The 23,846-nt window shown below is 33.8% G+C and carries 21 protein-coding genes; 18 read left to right on the forward strand and 3 right to left on the reverse strand.

Annotation, left to right across the window (positions count from 1 at the left end; genetic code table 11):
• Positions 1 to 436 precede the first annotated feature (436 nt).
• The 11 genes from Q0F04_RS03700 (at position 437) to Q0F04_RS03750 (ending at position 13,231) form a co-directional block, all read left to right on the forward strand.
• Entirely contained in the window at positions 437 to 1,036 is a 600-nt protein-coding gene (locus Q0F04_RS03700) for a hypothetical protein (RefSeq protein WP_295750301.1), read from the forward strand.
• Positions 1,008 to 1,409 (forward strand): hypothetical protein, encoded by a 402-nt coding sequence (locus Q0F04_RS03705; RefSeq protein WP_295750304.1) that lies wholly within the window; start codon positions 1,008 to 1,010, stop codon positions 1,407 to 1,409. Before Q0F04_RS03700 ends, Q0F04_RS03705 begins: the two co-directional genes overlap by 29 nt.
• Positions 1,410 to 1,637: 228 nt before the next feature.
• Positions 1,638 to 4,574, forward strand: a complete 2,937-nt coding sequence (locus tag Q0F04_RS03710) for a DEAD/DEAH box helicase family protein (protein ID WP_295750307.1) — start codon at positions 1,638 to 1,640, stop codon at positions 4,572 to 4,574.
• A gap of 55 nt (positions 4,575 to 4,629) precedes the next feature.
• Positions 4,630 to 5,397: an InlB B-repeat-containing protein gene (locus Q0F04_RS03715; RefSeq protein ID WP_295750310.1), complete on the forward strand. Its 768-nt coding sequence runs from the start codon at positions 4,630 to 4,632 to the stop codon at positions 5,395 to 5,397.
• A gap of 1 nt (position 5,398) precedes the next feature.
• Positions 5,399 to 6,775: an MATE family efflux transporter gene (locus tag Q0F04_RS03720; protein ID WP_295750312.1), complete on the forward strand. Its 1,377-nt coding sequence runs from the start codon at positions 5,399 to 5,401 to the stop codon at positions 6,773 to 6,775.
• Between the two features lie 115 nt (positions 6,776 to 6,890).
• Positions 6,891 to 7,622 (forward strand): DUF3196 family protein, encoded by a 732-nt coding sequence (locus Q0F04_RS03725; RefSeq protein WP_295565178.1) that lies wholly within the window; start codon positions 6,891 to 6,893, stop codon positions 7,620 to 7,622.
• A complete protein-coding gene (gene tig, locus Q0F04_RS03730) occupies positions 7,615 to 8,892 on the forward strand; it encodes a trigger factor (RefSeq protein ID WP_295750315.1) in 1,278 nt (425 codons plus the stop codon). The genes Q0F04_RS03725 and tig overlap by 8 nt, the downstream gene beginning before the upstream one ends.
• 64 nt (positions 8,893 to 8,956) lie before the next feature.
• The gene (gene lon, locus Q0F04_RS03735; RefSeq protein ID WP_295750317.1) at positions 8,957 to 11,263 is read left to right on the forward strand and encodes an endopeptidase La; all 2,307 of its coding nucleotides are present in this window, start codon (positions 8,957 to 8,959) and stop codon (positions 11,261 to 11,263) included.
• Position 11,264: 1 nt separating this feature from the next.
• Complete coding sequence (gene yihA, locus Q0F04_RS03740) at positions 11,265 to 11,849, forward strand: ribosome biogenesis GTP-binding protein YihA/YsxC (protein ID WP_295750320.1); 585 nt, start codon at positions 11,265 to 11,267, stop codon at positions 11,847 to 11,849.
• 79 nt (positions 11,850 to 11,928) lie between these two features.
• The gene (locus tag Q0F04_RS03745; protein ID WP_295750322.1) at positions 11,929 to 12,234 is read left to right on the forward strand and encodes a type II toxin-antitoxin system RelB/DinJ family antitoxin; all 306 of its coding nucleotides are present in this window, start codon (positions 11,929 to 11,931) and stop codon (positions 12,232 to 12,234) included.
• A 118-nt stretch (positions 12,235 to 12,352) separates the two neighbouring features.
• A complete protein-coding gene (locus Q0F04_RS03750; RefSeq protein ID WP_295750324.1) occupies positions 12,353 to 13,231 on the forward strand; it encodes a YitT family protein in 879 nt (292 codons plus the stop codon).
• 15 nt (positions 13,232 to 13,246) lie between these two features.
• On the opposite strand, the gene Q0F04_RS03755 is transcribed toward Q0F04_RS03750, so the two are convergent.
• Both Q0F04_RS03755 and Q0F04_RS03760 read right to left on the reverse strand, forming a co-directional pair.
• On the reverse strand, positions 13,247 to 15,151 hold the full coding sequence (locus tag Q0F04_RS03755; RefSeq protein ID WP_295750327.1) for an NAD(+) synthase: 1,905 nt from the start codon (positions 15,149 to 15,151) through the stop codon (positions 13,247 to 13,249).
• 65 nt (positions 15,152 to 15,216) lie between these two features.
• A complete protein-coding gene (locus Q0F04_RS03760) occupies positions 15,217 to 16,734 on the reverse strand; it encodes a 4Fe-4S dicluster domain-containing protein (RefSeq protein ID WP_295750330.1) in 1,518 nt (505 codons plus the stop codon).
• Positions 16,735 to 16,871: 137 nt separating this feature from the next.
• Between Q0F04_RS03760 and Q0F04_RS03765 the strand changes: the two genes are divergently transcribed.
• From Q0F04_RS03765 to Q0F04_RS11895, 4 genes are read left to right on the forward strand one after another with little or no spacing between them, the layout of a single operon-like run.
• Positions 16,872 to 17,513, forward strand: a complete 642-nt coding sequence (locus Q0F04_RS03765; protein WP_295750333.1) for an HAD-IA family hydrolase — start codon at positions 16,872 to 16,874, stop codon at positions 17,511 to 17,513.
• The gene (locus tag Q0F04_RS03770; protein WP_295750336.1) at positions 17,500 to 18,387 is read left to right on the forward strand and encodes an RluA family pseudouridine synthase; all 888 of its coding nucleotides are present in this window, start codon (positions 17,500 to 17,502) and stop codon (positions 18,385 to 18,387) included. Before Q0F04_RS03765 ends, Q0F04_RS03770 begins: the two co-directional genes overlap by 14 nt.
• Before the next feature lie 15 nt (positions 18,388 to 18,402).
• Positions 18,403 to 19,599, forward strand: a complete 1,197-nt coding sequence (locus Q0F04_RS03775) for a cation:proton antiporter (protein WP_295750339.1) — start codon at positions 18,403 to 18,405, stop codon at positions 19,597 to 19,599.
• Between the two features lie 52 nt (positions 19,600 to 19,651).
• Positions 19,652 to 20,113 carry a prepilin peptidase gene (locus Q0F04_RS11895; protein WP_366510368.1) on the forward strand — a complete coding sequence of 154 codons (462 nt, stop codon included), beginning with the start codon at positions 19,652 to 19,654 and terminating at the stop codon, positions 20,111 to 20,113.
• On the opposite strand, the gene Q0F04_RS03780 is transcribed toward Q0F04_RS11895, so the two are convergent.
• Positions 20,086 to 20,877: an RluA family pseudouridine synthase gene (locus Q0F04_RS03780; RefSeq protein WP_295750342.1), complete on the reverse strand. Its 792-nt coding sequence runs from the start codon at positions 20,875 to 20,877 to the stop codon at positions 20,086 to 20,088. The two genes, Q0F04_RS11895 and Q0F04_RS03780, sit on opposite strands and share 28 nt — an antisense overlap.
• Positions 20,878 to 20,938: 61 nt before the next feature.
• On the opposite strand from Q0F04_RS03780, the gene Q0F04_RS03785 reads away from it, so the two are divergent.
• The 3 genes from Q0F04_RS03785 (at position 20,939) to Q0F04_RS03795 (ending at position 23,845) form a co-directional block, all read left to right on the forward strand.
• On the forward strand, positions 20,939 to 21,307 hold the full coding sequence (locus tag Q0F04_RS03785) for a desulfoferrodoxin family protein (RefSeq protein WP_295750344.1): 369 nt from the start codon (positions 20,939 to 20,941) through the stop codon (positions 21,305 to 21,307).
• A 62-nt stretch (positions 21,308 to 21,369) separates the two neighbouring features.
• Positions 21,370 to 22,590, forward strand: coding sequence for a chloride channel protein (locus Q0F04_RS03790; protein WP_117571890.1), 1,221 nt, complete (start codon positions 21,370 to 21,372; stop codon positions 22,588 to 22,590).
• A 115-nt stretch (positions 22,591 to 22,705) separates the two neighbouring features.
• Positions 22,706 to 23,845, forward strand: a complete 1,140-nt coding sequence (locus Q0F04_RS03795; protein ID WP_227992608.1) for a glucose-1-phosphate adenylyltransferase — start codon at positions 22,706 to 22,708, stop codon at positions 23,843 to 23,845.
• Position 23,846 lies beyond the last annotated feature (1 nt).

The raw sequence follows: 23,846 nt of genomic DNA on the forward strand, positions 1-23,846 counted from the left end.
ATTAAGTGATAGACCTTTTCGCAATCATTTAACGTCGCTTTTCGATACATTCTATATATCCTCCCAAATTCCGATTTATCTATGAATTAGACATTATTTTAATCTGCTTGATGGAATTGTCAATTGAAAATTTTTATGTTTTGTGTGTTTGTGTTAACACATGGGTTTGTAAAAAAGACTATTATATATGTAGAACTACTACAAGACAATTATTTGAAAATATGTTTTAGAAACACCCTTTTTCATTGACACAATCTTGTAAATAAAGTCTTAATATGAAAGTTAATTGTGTAGTCTTATATTTAAATGGTGGAAAAATTAAGATAATAATAAGAAATCATATTTTAGGAGATGTGATAGCAATGGACACAGTTTATATGGTCATACTTATTTGATGTAAAAAATAAAAGAAAAATAAAAAGAAAGGAAATATGTGATGAAAAATAAAATATATTATGGCATTATTACTTTGATTTTGTGTATTAGTATTGTAAGCATGTCGACTATTAGTTTATATGCGGCTTCTTACAACAAGAGAGCACAAGTGACAGGAAGCTATCTTTCAGTTTATGCGTATTCGTATTGGTATAACATAAGTGTACAACATAATAATGGTACAATCACTTATGCTAATGATATTAGTTTATATGGATCAAATTGCCAGCATTATGCTCTACAATATGGGTGTACAATCTCTCCAAGTCAATCATCTAAGCTTGTTCATTCTGCCAATAATGCAATAACATATAATATTAATGTTGCTGTGTATGCTAACACAGCTCTAAGTACGCCAGTTTACGTGGGCTCGTTGACAAACACAATCACAGCTGTTCCTACAAGAGCTCGGTCATTAGAAAATAATGAGTCAATTAACCCTGATGAATGGATTGTTTACTATGAACAAGGAAATGAGCTGTTTTTTGATATTCAAGAAGCTACAAAATTTGCAGCAGAGAATGGATTAAGTTTGATATATGTTATGCAAAAATCTGAGGAGTTAAGAAATAATGAGCATCTCAACATTGTATATCAATAAAATAGCTGACAGCATCCTTTTTGATGAGAAGAACAAAGAATTTACAATATGTGATGGTAGTTTAGGAACTTACAAATTTTGTGATGTTGTTAGAAGTCAAATAGTTTATGAACATGCTAAATATAAAGGTAAATCACCATTGTTTTCGCATAAAGTGTTAATTAGTACGTTTAATACGAGTATTTTTATTGAATTAAAAAAAGTGTATGTAGGTATTGAAATTGAACTATCAAATAAAGAAAAGGTATATGTATATATATCAAAAAATCCGGTCGTTCAACATAACTTTCAATTTGAAGAAGATTATAAAATCGCAAAACAGATAGATAAAAAGTTAAAAAGAATGGCTCATGAAAAAAACAGATTGGATTAACATATTAAAAGCGGTTAAGGCATGATTTATTCTTGTTTTTCTGTCTTTGTGTGTTTGTGTTAACACACTGGTTTGTAAAAAGGACTATTATATATGTAGAACTACTACAAGACTACTACTTGCAGATGTGTTCTGAAAACACTCCTCTCCGTCTAATTAACGGAGTCTTGGGTGTTTTTTTTAATTGTGAATTCAATTAAAATAGTATTGAAAAGAGTAGGTGGTTTTGTGAAACAAGCAAATGATAATTTGGCTATAATAAATGACTTACAAAAAGAGATTGAATGCTTGAAGAATATTTTGGATCGAGAAGGAATTTCTTATCAGAAAGAACTGGATCAATTAAAGAATTCTACAAATACAGAACCTTTTGAAACAAATCAAGGTAGTCGTATTGTTTTTCCAAATGAAATCACAAAAGATATGGCAAATCGATTTTTTGCACGTTTTTGGGGTCGTACAGACGTATACGCAAAAAGAGTAGAAAACAAGAAAACAAATAAGGCGGGATACTATCCACAATGTATTAATTTTTGGTCGGATGGGTGTGGCAAGAAATGGAATGCAGGATTTCGTTGCCAAGATTGTCATTACCAAAAATATAAAGCTTTGACAATTGATAGTATTATGTCACATTTAAAAGGAAATGAAGTGATTGGTGTTTATCCAATGCATAAAGATAATACGTGTCGCTTTTTAGTGTTTGACTTTGATAATCATGATAAAGATGCAGGAAATGATTTTGCGAATATAGATGAGAGTTGGAAAGAAGAAGTCAATGCGATGCGTACGATATGTCAAATGAATGGGATTGATCCATTGATTGAGCGTTCTAGATCTGGTAAAGGAGCGCATATTTGGGTTTTCTTTGATAAACCTATTTCATCTATCTTAGCAAGAAATTTTGGAAATGCCTTATTGGATAAAGGTGCTGAACAAGTAAATTTAAAATCGTTTAAATACTATGATCGAATGATACCTGCACAAGATAGTATGCCAAAAGGCGGTCTTGGAAATTTAATTGCTTTGCCGTTACAAGGACAAGCATTGAAAGATGGCAACAGTGCATTTATTGATGAAAATTGGAATGCCTATTCAAATCAATGGAATGTATTATGGTCTAAGCCTAAGCTTTCACAGTCGTTTGTTGAAGAAAAGATAAAAGAATGGCAAGGTAATCTAAATGATAAACCTTGGGATTCTATTAAAGAATTTGAAAAGAATGAAGTGGATGGAAAAATGCATATCACTTTGTCAAATGGTATTTATGTGGATACTTCAAATTTAAGTGTATCTATTCAAAATAAAATTCGTAAATTGGCTAGAATTAGTAATCCAGTCTATTATAAAAATCAAGGTATGGGAATTTCTACTTTTGGCATGTATAAATATATTTATCTTGGGGAAGATCACGATAGTGGATATATACAAATTCCTAGAGGTTGTTATGATACTTTAATGTCTTACAATAAGAATGCTAGGATTCAAATGGTGGTGGATGATAAAAGACAACAAGGGAAAAGTATTGATGTTACTTTTAAAGGTGAGTTAAAGCCAGAACAAGAAGTGGCTCTACATAAAATGATTGAGCATGAAAATGGTATTTTGTTAGCAACTACAGCTTTTGGTAAGACAGTTCTTTGTGCAGATTTAATTGCGACAAAGAAAGTGAATACACTCATTTTGTTGGAGAGTTCATCCTTATTAGAACAATGGAAAGATAAGCTGCAGACATTTTTGGACATAAATGAAGAGTTACCTGAATATACAACGCCTAAAGGTTTGGTCAAAAAGAGAAAATCTTTGATAGGTACTTTGCAAGGTTCTCATGATTCTATGACAGGTATAATTGATATCGCAATGGCTGGTTCTATATGTAAAAAAGGAAAATTTCATGAATTGTTGAATGAGTATGGCATGATCATTGTGGATGAATGTCATCATGCTGCATCAAATACAGAAAGTGCTGTTTTAAAGGAAATTAAAGCTAAATATGTATATGGTGTTACAGCCGTTGATCGAACGGATCAATTAGATAAGATGAATTTTATGCTTATTGGTCCAATACGACATAAATATTCCGCAAAAGAACAAGCAAAACAACAAGGGATTCCTCGTTTATTATATCCTCGGTTTACGCATGTGGTTGTACCAAGAGGAATGATGAAAGATGAAAAAAATCCAAATGAAGCATATTCAATATTACGAGATAATGATTTACGAGATCAAATGATTATACAAGATATAAAAGAATGTATAAAGAAAAAGCGTACGCCTGTGGTTCTGTCTAAATATGTGAAACATTGTAAAAAGCTATATGAACAATTAGAGGGCGTGGCAGATTTTGTTTTCTTATTGATAGGAAGTCAATCAAAAAAGGAAAATAATCATATTGTTGAATTAATGAAAAGTGTGCCTGAAGATAAAACTATGATTTTAGTTGCGACAGGATCACTCGTTGGAGAAGGTTTTGACCTTGATCGATTGGATACTTTGTTTCTCGCAATTCCCATGGCTAGTAGTAGTGTTATAGAACAATTTACCGGAAGAATTCATCGACTATATGATAAAAAAGATACAATGCTTGTATATGATTATGTAGATGTTCATATTCCAATGTTTGATCGAATGTATGGAAAAAGATTAAAGGCCTACAAAGAATCAGGTTATGAATTAATTTCGGATACTAACGGCATAAAAAGTGAATCGCAAATTTCTCAATCTATATATGATGCAAGTAATTATTATGATATGTATAGTCAAGACTTAATGTGCGCAAAGAAAAATATTGTTGTTTCCAGTCCTTCATTATCTGGTGATAAGATTGCAAATTTTACAAAATTAGTTAAAAATAAGATAGAAGATGGAGTGGAAGTAACCGTAGTTTCTTGGATGCCAGATAAAATTAGGTTTGGAAGTTCAAATTATAGAATGCAGTTGTTAGAAGAAATGAGACAATCTGGTTTTTATCTAAAATCAGCAGAAGATAATTGCGAACATTTTGCGATTGTTGATCAGGAAATTGTATGGTATGGAAATATGAATTTGTTAGGTAAACAAGATGTAGAAGATCATATTATGCGTATTCAAAATAAAGAAATCGCAAATGAACTTATGGAAATGACTTTTGGAAATAGTTTGTATAATTATTTGAATAACTTCTAGAAATTTTCCTAGAAGTTTTTCTATTTGTGATAAAATAATGGGCAGGTGATATTTGATGAGTGAGAAAAGAGAAGGTTACCAGTTTGTTGGTTGGTATATAGATAAAGAGTGTACAAAAAGATTAAATCCAGGTGGGGTACTTCCTCATTCTGTGACATTATATGATAAATGGATTCCTATTTGGTATCCCATTGAATATGATGTGGATGGTGGAGTTATGTCGCGTCGTAACCCTAGATACACATGTATTGAATCGGAAGAATTGTTGTTGTATCCGGCGTTTAAAAAGGGTGTTATGTTTGAGGGTTGGCAGCTTAATGGTGAAATTATTACGAGTTTACCAGCAGGCATTCATGAACCAGTTATATTGACAGCTATTTATAAAGAGTGTCCTGTTATCCACTTTGAAACATGTGGTGGAGCCAATTATATGGACGTATGTACGGATGAACATGGTTTATTGGGGGATTTAAAACCGCCAGTTCGCGTGGGATATACTTTTGATGGATGGTTTTGGGATTGCGATTATCGCTGGCGTTATAACTTGGATGAACCGATTCATGAGTCTTGTACTTTATATGCCCATTGGCAAGTCAGTCAATATAAGATTACGTATGATTTGAATGGTGGACTAAGTAGTCGAAGAAATCCAAAGTCATATACGTATTTTTCGGATACGATTCATTTATTGCCGGCTACAAAGCCAGGTTATGAATTTGTGGGTTGGTTTGATGAAAGAGGAAATGAGTTGAATGTGATCAAAGAGCATTCAATGGGAAATAAGCATTTAATTGCACAGTTTAGAAAGAGGGAATTATATTAGTATGCAAAATCCATTAGGATATGAAAAAGAGTCATCATTATTAAAGAAGTTTGCGATACCAAGTATTATTTCTATGCTTGTATCATCACTATACAACATTGTGGATCAAATCTTTATTGGTCAAGGTGTTGGTTTTTTAGGAAATGCTGCAACCAATGTAGCTTTTCCACTTACAACCATTGCGTTGGCAATCGCCTTATTGATTGGAATTGGATCAGCAAGCTTATTTAGTTTATATCTAGGTGAAAAGAAGCCAGAACGATCAAGTAGTATTGCAGGCAATGGCATCAGCATATCTGTACTTTGTTCTGTGATTTATGTAGTATTGGTTTTGTTGTTTCTAGAACCATTATTAAAATCGTTTGGGGCTACAAGTACAATTATGCCTTTGGCACTTGAATATACACGAATTACAACTTTGGGTGTTCCATTTTTGATTACGACAAATGTGATCAGTAACTTGATTCGTGCGGATGGATCACCAAAATATTCAATGATATGTATGGTTGCAGGAGCTATAGTCAATACAATATTAGATCCGTTATTTATCTTTGTCTTTCACATGGGTGTTGCTGGTGCTGCCATTGCCACTGTTGCAGGTCAAGTGATTTCGTTTGTGATTGCGGCTTGGTATATCAAGAGTTTTCAACATATTGAATTTGATAAGAGTAGCTTACGTATTTCTTTGAATGATACAAAGGAAATGGCAACCATTGGTATGAGTGCTTCATTGAATCAGATTGCGATTTTATTTGTGCAAATCGTATTAAATAATTCATTGACATATTATGGTCAATTTACTAAGTTTGGTAGTAATATTCCTTTAGCTGCCTGTGGTATCGTTATGAAAACAAATGCGATATTATTAGCTATTATTATTGGAATTTCGCAAGGTATGCAGCCAATCATTGGATTTAATTATGGAGCGCAAAAATATGAGCGTGTTAAAAAAACATTTAAACTAGCTGTTGGTGCCAATTTGATTGTGTCTTTTATTGGTTGGGCTTTATTTCAATTCTGCACAAGTACTGTATTATCTATATTTGGATCAGGAGATGCGAATTATTTTGAATTTGCGACAATGTTTATGCGAATCTATCTAATGCTAGTATGCATTGATGGTGTACAGATGCTATCATCAAGTTTCTTTGCGTCCATTAAAAAAGCATATTTAGGTATGTTTTTGTCTATGACACGACAAGTATTATTTTTGATTCCACTCGTTTTGATCTTACCTAAGTTTTTTGGCTTGAATGGAATTCTATATGCAGCTCCAATTGCGGATTTTGTAGCATTTGTAGTATCTGTTATTTGTATATTAGCTGAATTTAAGAAGTTAAATGAATTAGAAAAAAGTATGAAAGTAGACTCTCTTTAATAGGAGAGTTTTTTTCTTGAAATGACATTCTTTGAATTCTGTATTTTAAAAAGGCGTAGAATTGATTATTGTCGATATTTATGGTAGAATACTAATGTTTCGCATGGAGGTATAAGTGAACGCATATTATCATTCTTTAATTGAAGAAATAAAAAAAGAGATAGATGAAAAAAGTTATGCCCAGGCGTACGAATTGATTTGTCAGGAACTGAATATGCCTTATGTTCCAGAAGATGCATTGGAGTTATTGGAATATTATAAGTCTGAATGTAAACCTTATTTGGAACAAAAGAGTAAGAGTATGGATTTCAGTAAGTTACAGGATTATGTTCATGGTACTCTAGAACAGAAAATCTATGCGATTTCTATTCTAGAAAACATGAATTTGAGAATGTGTCATGATGAAGTTCAGGAATTACTGGATTCAGATTTACCTGATGAATATAAGGGTACATTGATTGAAGCTTTAATGGAGCAGAAAATTGATGATCCGTTTGATTTGATAAAATCCGGGTTGAACATTACGTTTATACCAAGTGCTATTTTACCTATGGAGCAAGATCAGTCAATCAATGAGGCTAGCTCATTATTTGAAAGTTGGTTTACAAATGAGGATCCTACTATGATTCAATTTTGTATGTCACTTTTGATGCAGTTAGTTTTATATGAAAGACCATTTGATCAAGAAGACAAAGATCCTTACCAGCTTGCGAAAGGTATCACAAGACTTGTGTATGATGCAATGCAGAAATCCGATGAATGGCCTGGTTTTGTCAAGAAACAAGGTCTTGAAAAAATTGAGGATATTGAGTTATCCATTGAAAAGCGAGGAGAAAACAATGACTAGTACTTGGACTTTGAAAGAAAATTCTACTGGTGAATTAGAAGTAACTGTAGAAGGTGAAGCTTGGAAAAAAGCACAGAAAAAAGCATTAAACTATGCTAAATCTCACATGAATTTGAAAGGATTCCGTCAAGGACAAATCCCTGATGCTTTAGTTAAAAAACAACTTTCTTCAAAAGCATTATATGATATGGCTAGCGAAGAAGTAGCTAATGAAGCATTGTCAGAAGGAATCAAAGAACACAATATCGATTTAGTAGCTCGTCCTACTTTAGATGTTAAAGAAGCTGATGATGAAAAAGCCGTATTAGTATTTACATGTACAGTACTTCCTGAAGTAACTTTAGGTGAATACAAAGGATTAGAAATCAAAAAAGCAGACGTAGAAGTTACAGAAGAAGATGTTGAAAACGAAGTTAAACGTGTTCAAGATCGTTATGCTGATTGGGTTGTTCGTGAAGATGACGATGCTGCTCAATTAGGTGATCAAGTTGTTATCGATTTTGTTGGAACAAAAGATGGTGTAGCGTTCGAAGGTGGATCTGGAGAAAACTATCCATTAGAACTTGGTTCAGGATCATTCATTCCAGGTTTCGAAGAACAATTAGTTGGAGTTAAGAAAGGTGAAGAAAAAGACGTTGAAGTTACTTTCCCTGAAAACTACCAAGCAGCTGAACTTGCTGGTCAACCTGCAACTTTCCACTGCACAGTTCACGAAGTAAAATATAAAGATCTTCCTGAATTAAATGATGAATTAATCAAAAAATTAAAAATTGAAAATGTTGAAACAGTAGACGCTTATAAAGAAAAAGTAAAAGCTGATTTAACTGCTCAAAAAGAAAGAGAAGCTGAAGAAAACTTCACTAATGAATTATTAGGAAAAGTTTGTGACAACGCTAATGTTGAAATTCCAACAGTAATGATCGATGCAGAAGTTGATCGTATGTACAGAGAATTCGAAGGTCGTATGCAACAATCTGGATTTACTGCTAAACAATTCCTAGAAGCAACTCACCAAACTGAAGAAGCAATCCGTGCTCAAATGAGTCCAGAAGCTGCTGCTCGTGTTAAAACTCAATTAGTATTAGAAGCTATCGTTAAAGCAGAAAGCATTGAAGCTAGTGATGAAGATGTAGAAAAAGAATTTACTACAATGTCTGAAATGTACAACATGGAAGTTGAAAAAATCAAATCATTGATTTCTCCAGAAAGTATCAAAGTAGACTTAGCAAATCAAAAAGCATTAGACTTCATTAAAACTTCTGTAAAGTAGTATAATGTAAAAGAAAAAAGACGCCTAGCGTCTTTTTCCATATTTAATATAAGGAGGTTTTCGTATGGAATTAAATACCTATCCTTTAGTTTGTACAAGAGGGGTCGTACTATATCCAAATCAAGAAATTGTGATTGATGTAGGTAGAGATACTTCTGTACATGCTGTTGAAAATGCACAGGATAATTATGATAAAAAGATTTGTTTATTTTCTCAAAAAGAACTTGAACAAGAAAATCCTGGAAAAGAAGATATATATTCTGTTGGAACTTTGTGTGAAGTTCGTCATATTCGTCGTTTTGATAACTTCTTACGTGTTAAGTTCCGTGGAATTAAGCGTGTTAAGCTAAACAATTGGATCAATGGAAGCCTAAGTGATTTAGCCGAAGTTGAAATTCTTGAAAGCGAAAAACAGGATGCTGTTGAAGAAGAAGCATTGATTCGTATGATCGCAGATGAGCTTGATCGTATGCAAGGTCAAGATCGTTTTGTGACAAAAGAAATCGTTATGGAAATTTCAAAGGGTATGGGCGGTGAATTCTTAAGTGATAAAGCTGTTCAAGGATTGCCTTTAGATATTGAAAGAAAACAACAGTATCTTGAAACATTAGGGGTAAATGATCGTCTAATGATGTTGCTTCAAGATATGGCTAAAGAGAAAAAGATGAGTGAAGTTGAACAACAAATCAACGAAACTGTCAAAGAAAGAATTGATCAAGGACAAAAAGATTACTATCTTCGTGAAAAGATGAATGTCATTCGTGAAGAATTAGGGGATACAGTTGCCCAAGATGAAGATGCGGCTAAGATTCGTAAGCGTTTAGCTGAAAATCCATACCCAGACTACATTAAGAAAAAGGTATCGGATGAAGTGAGTCGTTATGAAATGCTACCTATGGCAAGTGGAGAGACAGGTGTCATTAAATCATATATTGATTGGTTGATGGATCTTCCTTGGTGGCAAGAAACGAAGGACAATGAAGATTTAAATGAAGCTGAAGCTATTTTAAATGCAGATCACTATGGTCTAGAAAAAGTAAAAGAACGTATTCTAGAGTATTTGGCTGTTAAACAAATGACAAATTCATTGAATGCGCCAATCATTTGTTTGGTAGGTCCTCCAGGAGTTGGTAAAACATCTTTGGCAAAAAGTGTTGCACGTGCTTTGGACCGTAAATTTGTGAAGATGTCACTTGGTGGTGTTCGTGATGAAGCAGAAATTCGTGGCCATAGAAGAACCTATTTAGGAGCTTTACCTGGACGTATCATTCAGGGTATGAAAAAGGCTGGAGTTACAAATCCTGTGTTCTTGATTGATGAAATTGATAAGATGGCTAGTGATTATAAGGGAGATCCATCAAGTGCAATGCTTGAAGTATTGGATCCTGAACAAAACTCAGTATTCTCAGATCACTATATTGAAGAGCCTTATGACTTATCTAAAGTGTTATTCATCGCAACCGCAAACTATTTAGAAAACATTCCACCTGCATTAAGAGATCGTTTGGAAATTATTGAATTATCAAGCTATACAGATGCAGAAAAGGTACATATTGCCAAGGATCACTTAGTTCCTAAACAATTAGAATTAAATGGTTTAAAAGCATCTCAATTAAAAATTGATGATGACATGTTACTATATTTGATTCGTTACTATACTCGTGAAGCGGGTGTTCGTTCATTAGAGCGTACAATTGCGACAATTTGCCGTAAGACAGTACTTGCGATTTTGAAAAACAACAAGCGCAGCATCAAGTTAACTAAGAAATTAGTTCATGAGTGGTTGGGTAATGAAAAAGTAGATTATGGTAAAAAAGAAAAGAAAGATCAAGTTGGAACTGTAACAGGACTTGCCTATACAAGTTTTGGTGGAGATATCCTTCAAATCGAGGCAACTCGCTTTACTGGTAAAGGAAGACTTGTTCTTACAGGACAATTAGGTGATGTCATGAAGGAAAGTGCTAGTATTGCGCTTGACTATGTTCGTACACATGCGAAAGAATTTAAAATTGATCCTAAATTGTTTGAAGAAAACGATGTACATATTCACGTACCAGAAGGTGCTGTTCCAAAAGATGGACCTAGTGCTGGTGTTACAATGACAACGGCATTAGTATCTTGTTTCTCAAATATTCCGGTTAAGGCAAATTTAGCTATGACGGGTGAAGTTACACTAAGAGGAAATGTTCTTCCTATTGGTGGATTGAAAGAGAAATCATTGGCAGCACATCGTTCTGGAATTGATACGATCTTGATTCCAAAAGAAAATGTAAAAGATTTGGATGATGTTCCTCAAGAAGTAAAAGATGCAGTTACTTTTATTCCTTGTTCAAATGTTTCTCAAGTATTACATAACGCATTGGTAAGATAGTATGATCAGTGAATTTGTGATTAGTGCTGTTGAAAAAGAACAATGGCCAGAATCTGATTTACCAGAAGTTGTAGTCGTTGGACGTAGTAATGTTGGAAAATCAAGCTTTATTAATGCACTGACAAATAAAAAAAGATTGGCCTATGTAGGAAATACACCAGGTAAAACACGTTTGATCAATTTCTTTAAGATTGATGATACTTGGATGTTGGTGGATGTTCCTGGATATGGTTATGCGAAAATGTCTAAACAAATGTTGATCAAAATGGGTAAAATGATGGATACATATTTTACACAAAGAGAACAGATTTGTTGCGTTGTACAACTTGTGGATGCAAGACATGGCGCAACACATGATGATTTAGATATGATTGAAATGATTCAAAGTCTTGGAATTCAAATCGTCATTGTAGCTACAAAAGTCGATAAGATTCCTAAGACAAAACGTGTTCGTGCATTGAAAGATATTTCTCAACAGCTTCAATTGCCAATGAAAAACATCTTTGGCATCAGTAGTACAGAAAAAACAGGTTTTGAACCTGTCTTAGAAAGAATCAATGAAATTGTAGAACAGGCTAAAAAATAGTCTGTTCTTTTAAAATGCTTTTACATTAGATTGCGAATGTATGTACAATGTCTTAAATTAACAAAAAGGAACTTATTATATGTCAAAAACATCAAATGTATATGCAAGAATTGAACCAGAAACAAAAGAACAAGCGGAAGCAATCTTATCAAAATTAGGAATACCATCTTCTGTCGCAATTAACATGTTCTACAATCAAATTATTTTAAATAATGGTTTATCTTTTGATGTGAAGATACCATCAAATAAAATTTTAAAGGAAGATGAACTTACAAAAGAGGAATTAGCTAAGGAGATATTAGCGGCTCATAATGAAGTATTAAAAGGGAATACAATTCCTTTTGATCAATTTAATGAATCATTAAAAAAGGATCTAAAACTATGAATTTTGAAAATGCGTATGGAATAGTCTATTCTTTATAATTGTCTAAAAGATTTGTGAATGGAATGATTTTGAAGTGTGAGTATGTTAAAATGAAGCCCTAAAAAGGAGTGCTGAGCTTATGAAACAAAACCCAACACCTCGTATTACCAATTTATTTATGCTTACAATTGCAGGGATTGTGAATGCCTTTGGTATTACACTATTCATGACACCTGTGAAATTGTATGATAGTGGAATTTCTGGAACTTCTATGTTGTTAGAACAGATTACACCATCTTATTTGTCCTTATCATTGTTCTTGTTGATATTAAATATTCCATTGTTTCTTTTTGGACTCAAAAAACAAGGGAAGAAATTTACATTTTATGCCATTTATACCGTCTTTATATATTCCTTATTCGCATGGCTTATAACGGATGTTTTTCCAATTGATGTAAGTATTGCTTCACCACTAGCTGGTACAGATTTACTTCTTTGCGCATTATTTGGTGGCATGATTTCAGGTATAGGAAGTGGTTTGGCCATTCGTTTTGGTGGAGCCATGGATGGTATTGAAGTCATGGCTGTGATATTCGCAAAACGCTTAGGTATTACAGTAGGAACTTTTGTGATGATATATAATGTCATTCTGTATATATTTTGCGGAATTGTATTAAATAGCTGGGTATTACCACTTTATTCGGTAGTTGCTTATTCAGCGGCATTAAAGACAATTGATTTTGTCGTTGAAGGTATTGATCGAGCTAAATGTGCAATGATTGTAACAGAATATCCTAAAGAAATATGTGAAGCATTAAGTGAAACGTTTGGCAGTGGCGTAACTAGAGTGGATGCCACGGGTGGATATTCAAAACGGCCTAAATCTATCGTCTATTTTGTAGTCAATCGCTACCAAGTCAATCGCATGAAAGAAAGCGTACATGAAATTGATTCTGGGGCTTATATTATCATGAGTGAAGTGGCAGATATTTTTTCTAACAATATAGATAAAGCATAAAGAAAAGTGGGGGAATTAAATTTCCTCCACTTGTTTTGTCCATAGATTTCTTGATGCATCACTTGGCATTCTCCAATCGCCTCTAGGTGAGAAACAAATAGATCCAACCTTAACACCATCTGGCATACAGTTTCTTTTAAATTGTTGCGTAAAGAAACGATTATAGAATGTTGTGATGGCCTTTTTAATTGTTTCTTTATCCACATCTTTGAATGCAACACAAGCCAAATCATAGATTTTCTTAGGCTCATCGTGATGTCTTAACATTTGATATAAGAAGAAATCATGAAGATCATAAGAACCTAATACTTCTTCTGTCTTCTGAGCAATCTTACCATTTTTATCAGGTGGTAAAAGCTCTGGAGATACTGGTGTATCACAAATATCCATTAATACATCATGTAATACTTCGTCTTTTAAGGCAACACTTTCCACAATATAACGAACTAATGTCTTAGGAACACTGGCATTGACTGCATACATACTCATGTGATCCCCATTATATGTACACCAACCTAGTGCTAGTTCACTTAAATCTCCAGTACCTACAACAATCGCATTATAGGCATTGCTTAAATCCATCAAGATTTGAGTTCTTTCACGAGCTTGAGAGTTTTCATACGTAATATTATGAACTTCTGGATCATGGTGAATATCTTTAAAGTGTTGGTTTACACCATCCACGATAGAAATTTCTTCACTAGATACATGAAGAAGATCCATTAAGATTTGGGCGTTGGATTTAGTACGTTTCGTCGTTCCAAAACCAGGCATTGTGATCGCGTGAATCCCTTTTGAATCATAATTATTGATTTTAAAGGCTTCATGACAAACTAATAAAGCTAAAGTAGAATCGAGTCCTCCACTAATTCCAATCACAACATCTTTACAATGAATTTTTGAAAGGCGTGTTGCCAAGCCTTGGGCTTGAATGTGTAAGATTTCTAAACAACGCGCAATCCTTTCATCTTGATTATTTGGGACAAAAGGATAGGCATCGATATAGCGGTCAAATTCAATTTCTTCAATTGGCTTAGATGTGAATTCTACGGTTGTATAGTTTACATGGAATAAATCCTGCATACTTGTTTTATAGTGTAGACGATCATGATTTAAATGGTCTAAATCGATTTGTCCATAAATGATTTTGTCTGTTTTAGTTTCACTTAAGATAGTCCCATTTTCACAAATTAAATTGTGCCCAGAGAAAACCAAGTCACTCGAACTTTCAGTAGGTCCTGCACTGGCATATACATAGCCTGCATAACATTTAGCACTTTGATCTTTGACTAGATTCTTTCTGTAATTCGCTTTTGAGATGATTTCATTCGAAGCACTTACATTACAAAGCACATTGGCTCCAGCTAATGCATGTGTTGAACTTACAGGAATGGTTACCCATAGATCTTCACAAATTTCAACACCTAGACAAGCAGATGTAGTTGTATCTTTAAATACAATATGATTTGAAACAGGAACTTTTTTATTCTTAAAGTTAAAAGTTGTGTTTTCTTTTATTTCACTCGCACTTGAAAACCATCTAGTTTCATAGAATTCGTTGTAGCTAGGAATATATGTTTTTACTTGAATACCTAGGATATCATTGTTGAAACAAATGGCAGCACAATTATAAAGCTTATTTTCAATTTCTAAAGGTAAGCCTAAAACTGTAACTAGATTTTCTGGTAATTCTTCAACAATTTCAAATAGAACTTGTTTTGCTTTATTTAATAATGTGTGTTCATAAAATAAATCCTGACATGTATATCCTGTAATACATAGTTCTGGAAATACTACAAGTTGTGTATCTGAATCTAATTTTTGAATACAATTTAAAATTTCTTCTTTATTAGCCTGTGGATCTCCAATTGAAACGTTTGGAGTACAGGCAGCCGTTTTATAATATGAATAACGATGCATGTTCATACCTCATTTCCATTGAAAATTATATCAAAAAAAGACGTCCATTTTAAGGACGTCTTTGATTATTGTTCACTTAATTCGTGAAGACGATCTCCATATGCAGATTCATCTGCTTCTTTCTTATCGTTTTCAGTCGCATATTTTTTAACTAATGCGCTTGATTTGTTGATTGGTTGTAAAGTACCAGCACCGGCAACACATCCACCAGGACATGCCATACCTTCAAGTAGGTATCCGTTTAATCTTCCAGCTTTAGCCATCATCAACATTGTCTTACAGTTCTTTAATCCTTCAGCAGCCTGAACCTTAACTTCTGTTCCAGGGTGTTCTTTTTGAATCAAGTCTTTAACAGCCTTGGCAACTCCACCACTAACGGCGAATCCACGACCAGCATTTGTTCCTTCAGTCAATGGATCTGAAGTTGTAATTTGATCTAATTCAATACCTTTCGCATTGAACATACCCATAACTTCTTCAAAAGTTAATACGAAGTCAACATCACTACGGATTGATTTACGGCTTGCTTCCAATTTTTTAGCAGCACAAGGACCGATGAATACAACTTTTGCGTTTGGTTTTTCTTTTTTGATCAAACGACCCGTTAATACCATTGGAGTTAATGCCATTGAAATGTATGGTGCAAAGTCAGGGAAGTTCTTCTTTGCCATAACTGACCATGCAGGACAGCAACTTGTAGCCATAAATGGTTGCTTTTCAGGAACTTTATCTAAGAAGTCTTCAGCTTCTTCAATTGTACATAAGTCAGCACCAATGGCAACTTCTACAACATCCGCAAAACCTACAGCTTTTAATGCAGCTTTTACTTTGTCTGGCGTTACAGCTGGACCAAATTGACCAACGAAAGCAGGGGCAACAGCCGCAATGACTTCATAGCCTTCTTTCATGGCATAGATTGTTTGGAAAATTTGTCCTTTATCTACGATAGCTCCGAATGGACAGTTAACTAGACACATTCCACAGCTAACACATTTATCGTAATCGATTTCTGCTTTTCCATCTTCATCCGATTTGATCGCATCCATTCCACAACTTGCAGCACATGGACGTTCTAATTTAGTGATTGCGTGATATGGACAAGCATCCATACAACGTCCACACTTAATACATTTTTCCTGATCGATGCAGCTCTTTCCATTTACGATATGAATTGCATCCTTTGGACATACCTCAGTACATTGGTGAGATAAACATCCTTGACAAGCGTTTGTTACGAAAACCTTTTTTTCAGGACATGCGTTACATGCGAACTTAATAATATTGATAAGTGGATCATCATAATATTTTTTCGCAATTGTACTTTCTTCGATTCCATCTGAAATATTTGTATATTCAGTAATATCACGAACAGGCAAGCCCATACCCAAACGTAATCTTTCACCGATAATTGCACGTTCTAGAAAAATACTATCACGATATTTTGCTTTTGTACCAGGTAAGATTTCATATGGGATTTCTTCCATACGTTTAGAATAATCTGTATTGTCATCGTACGCCATTGAAGCGATGGCAGTAAAGACCTGACGACGAAGGTCAGTTACCGAGTTATAAATTCCTCTCATATTTCCTCCTAATTCAATTCCTCATATATACTCATACAATATTATATAGTAAAAACTATATTTGTGAAAGTTTTAATTAGTATAAAATGTTATTATTTTTTTCTAATAGTGATATAATACCGTGCGGGGTGAATTGTTTGGTAAAAATAGTATGGGATTGGAATGGAACATTATTGAATGATGTTGACTTATGTTTTTCTTGTATCAACCGTCTTTTAGTCAGTCATGATTTGAAACCTTTAGATACTCTAGGTCAATATCGAGAAGTATTTACGTTTCCAATAGAAGATTATTATAAAAGGGTAGGTTTTGATTTTGATAAAACACCTTTTTCCATATTGGCTCACGAATATATGGAGGATTATCAAGAAAAAAGCTATGCTTGTGATTTACATTCAGATGTATTGGATGTTGTGAATAGGGCAAAGGATTTGGGTTTTTCGCAAACCGTTCTTTCTGCAAGTAAAATGGATTATCTTCTTAAACAAATGAAAACTTTAAATGTCGATACATTGTTTGATTCGATATACGGAATCAATGATATTTATGCGAAAAGTAAAGTGGAATTAGCTCATGCATTTAAACAAACTTGTAACCTAGATGATGAAATTTATTTTGTAGGAGATAGTGTTCATGATTATGAAGTCGCAAAGAGTATTGGTGCCAAGTGTATCTTGGTGACTACTGGACATCAAAATCGAGCGACATTAGAAAGCGTACATGTACCGGTTATGGACAGTTTAATGGAAAGTTTGGATTTAATTTATGAAAGAGATTAAAATCAATTCAAATGATGCAAATCAAAGACTGGATAAGTTTTTGATGAAGACTTTTCCAAAATTGAGTAAATCAATGATGTATAAGGCGATTCGAAATAAAAAAATAAAAGTGAATCGCAAGCGTTGTACTTTTGATCAGAAAATCCAGGAAAATGATAGTATTCTATTGTTTTTACCTCCGGATGTTTTAGAAGAGAAACAAGTAGATACGCAATATATATCATCACAGTTGGATGTTGTTTATGAAGATGAAAATATCTTGATTGTGAATAAACCCTATGGCTTATTGTCACAGAGTGATCAAAGCAAAACTCAAGATTGTTTGGTAAATCGTGTACAAGCATACTTAATGGAAAAAAACGAGTATGATCCAAATAAGGAACATTCTTTTGCTCCAAGTATTTGTCATAGACTGGATCGAAATACGACAGGTCTAGTGATTGCTGCAAAGAATGCGAATGCTTTAAGAAAAGTAAACGAAGCAATCGCAAATCGTAAAATCCAGAAGATGTATCGGGCATATGTTACTGGTACTTTTAAAGAAAAAGATTTTAGTATGTGTTATTACATTCGCAAAGAAAATACGATTGCGAAAGTAAGTGATAAAAAATTAGAAGGCTATCAGAAAGTATTAATGGATGTGCATGTTGAAAGAAATGATGGCGAGAATTCAATATGTACAATTACACTTCATACAGGAAGATTTCATCAGATTCGTGCCCTGATGGGGCATATAAAGCATCCTTTGTTGGGTGACGTCAAATATGGATATCATGGAAAGAAAAGACCGATAAAATTGATGGCATATCGGTTGGAGTTTCGTGATGTAGATTTGCCACTTCAACAAACGGTGTTTGAAATTCCAAGAGCATAGTGGGAGGATATGAATATGCAAGAATATCGATATTTATTAGATATTGCCTTAATTTTATTAATGACAAAAGCCTTTGGACTTTTTTCTCGTCGTTTACGTATGCCATCTGTAGTAGGTGCATTGATTGCGGGTATTGTTTTAGGACCTGCGGTGTTAAATATAGTTGAGCCAAGTAAGTTGATTGAATCTTTATCAGAAATTGGTGTTATTGTCCTAATGTTTGCGGCTGGTCTAGAAACAAGTATTACAGATTTAAAAAAGGCTGGATTAAAAGCATTTATTATTGCAACACTAGGTGTGTTAGTTCCTTTAGCTGTTGGCTATGTAGTTGGTGGATTCTATAATGTGGGTCCAGATGCTTGGTTACACAACTTATTCTTAGGTGTTATCTTGACAGCTACAAGTGTAGGTATCACGGTAGAAACATTGAAAGAAATGGGTTGTATGTCTACTGAAAGTGGAAATGCGATTCTAGCTGCAGCTGTTATTGATGATGTTTTAGGAATTGTTTGTTTGACATTAGTAACAGGTATGGCTGACAGTTCAGTGAACATTGGTGTTGTCATGTTTAAGATTTTACTATTCTTTGTGTTTGCAGTTGTTGTTGGGGTAATTTTACACAAAGTATTCTCGTGGTGGTTTGAACATGATTCACGTGGTGGACTACAAAGATATTCAATCGTATCTTTTGCGTTCGCATTGATTATGGCATTCTGTTCAGAAGCATTCTTTGGTGTAGCCGATATCACAGGAAGCTTTGTGGCAGGCTTGATTCTTTCTGGTACAAAACAATGTGCCTATGTCACTAAACGTATTTCAACATTATCTTACATGCTGATTACACCTGTATTCTTTGCGAGCATTGGATTAAAACTTTCACCAATTACATGGAGTGCTGAATTGATTGAATTAGTAATTGTTTTATGTATCATATCTGTTTTGACAAAAATTATTGGATGTGGTTTGGGTGCTATTGTATGTAAATATACACCAACACAAGCTATTCGTATTGGATGTGGTATGATCAGTCGTGGAGAAGTTGCCTTGATTGTCGCAAATAAAGGTATGGCATTAGGAATCTTACCAGAAGTCTTTGTGACTCCAGTATTATTGTGTGTCGTATTCACAACGGTTATTACACCAATCTTATTAAAAATTGTATATAAAAAGAAACCTAACGATGCAGATTTTGTACAAACTGCAAATTGTTAATAATATTTTCACATTGAGTCTTTATACTTAAAGTATGAAGACTCTTTTTTTAATGTTGATCATTACTTTTCTAATCAAACCATTTCAATTGTCGACTGTGTATTTCGTTTTATTTTTGTATTTTTTGGCAAAAAAAGACTATGAAACGATGTATATTGAAAAATATTGGATTTTTCCGTCTATACTTCTTTTATTCTTTTGTTCAAGTTATGTGCCATTATTCAATCGAGTATGTACAAGTCTGGTTTTTCTGTTGGTCAGTGGAACTATTAAAATGATTAAACCCGATTGGATAGGTAGTGCTGATGTATGTTTTTTAACTTTTTTTGGTTTTTATTTAGGGATAGAAAGAATGCTTGTAGCTTTATATATCAGTGTTTTACTTGGGTTTATTTGGATTTTATATAAAAAAAAGCATATCCTTCCATATCTATCTTGTTTATCAATAGGTGTCTGGATAGCTTATCTGAAAGGATATACGATTTTCTATTTTCTAATGAATCTTTTTTCTTGAGGACAAGTGATATCAATGTCATTAAATTGAATATGATGACTTTGAAGTAAAAGTCCCGTATTATCAATTCTTTTACCACCATATAAAGGATCGTTTAATATGGGATGGTTCAAAGAAGCACATTGAACACGGATTTGATGTTTTCTTCCTGTTAGAATCGTTACTTGAATCAACGAACAATCTTTATAGTTTTTAAGTGTATTAAATATTGAAATACTTTCTTTTCCATTTGGATGAATGATCATTTTCTTGGCATTATGACGATCTCTTGCGATATTTGAAACAATCTTTTTATTTTTATAATTCGTATGACCTTGAACTAATGCGATATAGTCTTTTTTAATATGGTGTTCTTCCATGTTTTTATCACAATACGCCTGGAAAAATGGGTGCTTACAAAATAAGACTAAACCACTCGTTTCATAATCGATACGATGAATCGCTTGAGCTGGATATTTGTTTCCGTTTAGTAAAAGATATCCATTTACACGGGCTTGTAGCGTATCTTGACTGTTTCCATCATCGTGTACTAATAAAAAGGGAGGTTTAAAGGCTACTATTAGAAAAACATCTTCATATAAAATGTTTACAGGCTCATAATTGATTTCAACGTCTTTTTCAGGATAATTAAAATAGATGGTTTTATTGTTTTCATCTATTTTTAAATATTTCTTGTGGTTTTTTGAAATACTAAAAGTCTCAAAAATCTCTTGAGAAGTTGTCGTATAGCGCATGTAGTTTTCATTTATTTCTTTTATGAGCATATCAATAGAATATTTTAATGATGCGTGTCATAATGTCAATAGAAGAACAGGAGGAATACTTATGAAAATCTATAAGAATTTAGAAACTGGTAGCGTTGTTGAAGGATTGTTGATGGATGAAATTCCTAGTGGGTATCGTGAATTAAAAGCTGGTGAAGTGGATGCAGCACAAGAAAAACATGTTCCACAAGTAAGTGTAGAAGATAATAAACTTAAAGTTGTTGTGGGAAGTGTTGAACATCCAATGTTAGAGGCACACTATATCACGAATATTTGGGTGGAATATAGTGATGGAACAGTGGATCGTGCAGGCTTAGTTCCAGGTATGAAACCAGAATCTATTTTTGATCCAAAAGGAAGAACTGGTAAGGTAACTGTGTATGAGTATTGTAACTTGCATGGTTTGTGGAAGAATGAAATCGAATTGTAATAAAAATGTAAAAAGATTGACAGATTGTTGAAATAAACAATCTGTTTTTTTATAATAAGTATATGTATAAAGAGAAGTTAAGAGAATCGTTTAAAGTTTATGATGAAATTGTATTAAAGTGTTTTTGTGGGATTTTTATAGGTGCTATCGTTGCGATATGTGAAGTCATTTTTGGTAAAGGATTAGAATGGATCTTGAATTTTAGAGAACATATGGGAAGTATAATGTTAGTAGGGCTTCCTTTTGCAGGATTAGCTATCGTGTTCTTATTTGATCATTGGGGAAGAATATCAAGAAAAGGTATGGGACTTGTCTTTGAAGTTGATCAAGGAAAGAGTGATTGGATTCCACTTCGTATGGCTCCTTTTATGGTTGTATCGACTTGGATTACCCACTTCTTTGGAGGTAGTGCTGGTAGAGAAGGTGTTGCGATGCAGATTGGAGCTACTGTATCACATTATTTTGGTAAGTATTTCCGCTTTAAAAACAGTGGAGTTATCTTTATGGTTGCCGGTATGGCAGCTGGTTTTGCCGGATTGTTTGGTACGCCAATTACGGCAATTTTCTTTGCTTTAGAAGTTTTAGTTGCTGGAACTTTGAAATATCGAGCTATGTCTTGTGCAATTCCGGCTAGTTTTACGGCAGCTTATGTTTCTAGCTTGTTTGGATTACACAAGAGTACTTTTAAGATAGGAAATGTAAGTGATTTGGATGTTGAACTCTCAATTAAACTTTTAGTTTTAGGAATTTTGTTTGGTATGGTTGGTGGTTTATTTGCGTATTTCTTAAAACACACCAAAGCTTTTGTCACAACTAAAATCACAAATCCTTATAAACGTATTTTTATGATGGGTATTTTTGTAGCACTTTTGTTATTTGTGTTTGGAAGATGTCGTTATTCTGGTGTGGGTGAAAACTTGATTGTCGGATCTTTTACATCCGAAAAAATCTATGGATATGACTGGATCTTAAAGTTTGCCTTAACGATTTTAACACTATCGGCTGGCTTTCAAGGTGGTGAGGTTACGCCATTATTTGCGATTGGATCAAGTCTTGGAGTTATAATTGCACCTGCATTTGGTTTAGATCCATTGTTTGTGGCTGCACTAGGGTATAGTAGTGTATTTGGGGCTGCAACAAACACATTTTTAGCGCCAATTGCGATTGGCATGGAAGTTTTTGGATATCAATATTTTCCTTTCTTCTTTATTGTATGTGCTATATCTTATATCGCAAATCAAAACGAATCAATTTATGCTTTGCAAAGACAAGTCAGAGAATGATTTGTCTTTTTTTGTAGTGTTTTGAAAACGCATACAAATTTAAGGAAACGAGTAGATTTTATTTGAAAAAGTGCTATACTTTATTTATATAAAGAGTATTATTAGGAGGATGATTATGAAACAGAATAATATGCTCGCCATGATTTTAGCGGGAGGCCGTGGAACACGTCTTTTAGAACTAACTAAAAAGAATGCGAAACCGGCTGTTTATTTCGGAGGGAAATATCGTATTATTGATTTCCCGCTAAGTAACTGTGCGAATTCAGATATCAACGTTGTAGGTGTTTTAACACAGTATGAATCTGTAGAATTAAACGCATACGCTGGTGCTGGTCAAAGATGGGGACTTGATGCACGTGGAAGTGGTGTTTATGTTTTGCCACCACGTGAAAAGGATGGTACAAAATTTGATGTTTATCAAGGAACAGCAGATGCCATCACACAAAATATTGACTTTATTGATAAGTTTGATCCTGAATATGTTTTGATTCTTTCAGGTGACCACATCTATAAGATGGATTATGCAGATATGTTATCTTGTCATAAGGCAAATAATGCCGATTGTACAATTGCGGTACTTCCAGTTCCAATGAAGGAAGCTAGCCGTTTCGGTATTATGAATACAGATGATGAAGGAAGAATCGTTGAATTCGAGGAAAAACCAGAACATCCAAAGAGCAATTTAGCTAGTATGGGGATTTATATCTTTAACTGGAAACAATTACGTAAAGAATTGATTTCAGATATGACTGCAGAAGGTAGTCACCATGACTTTGGTAAAGATATTATCCCTAACTTCTTAAACGCAAATAAGCGTCTGTATGCTTATAAGTTTGAAGGATATTGGAAAGATGTTGGAACAATCGATTCATTGTGGGAAGCAAATATGGACTTATTGAACAAGAACAATGAATTGAATTTAGATGATCCAAACTGGAAAATCTATACAGAAGATATTCCAACTTTACCTCACTATGTAGGTCCAACTGGAAAAGTTGAACATTGCTACATCAACCAGGGAGCTATCATTCGTGGTGAAGCAGTCGATTCAGTATTATTCAACAATGTTGAAATTGATGAAGATGCATATGTATCTCAAGCTGTGTTAATGCCAAATGTTAAAGTTGGTAAAGGTGCAAAAATCTATCGTGCTATCGTTGCCGATGGTGTGAAGATTGATGATGGTGCTGTTGTTGGTAGTCCAGACAGTGATGAAATCGAATTGATTTCTAAGAGAGTAAAGAAGGGTGAATAAT

Source organism: uncultured Holdemanella sp., from assembly GCF_934772795.1.
Taxonomy (GTDB): Bacteria; Bacillota_I; Bacilli_A; order Erysipelotrichales; family Erysipelotrichaceae; genus Holdemanella.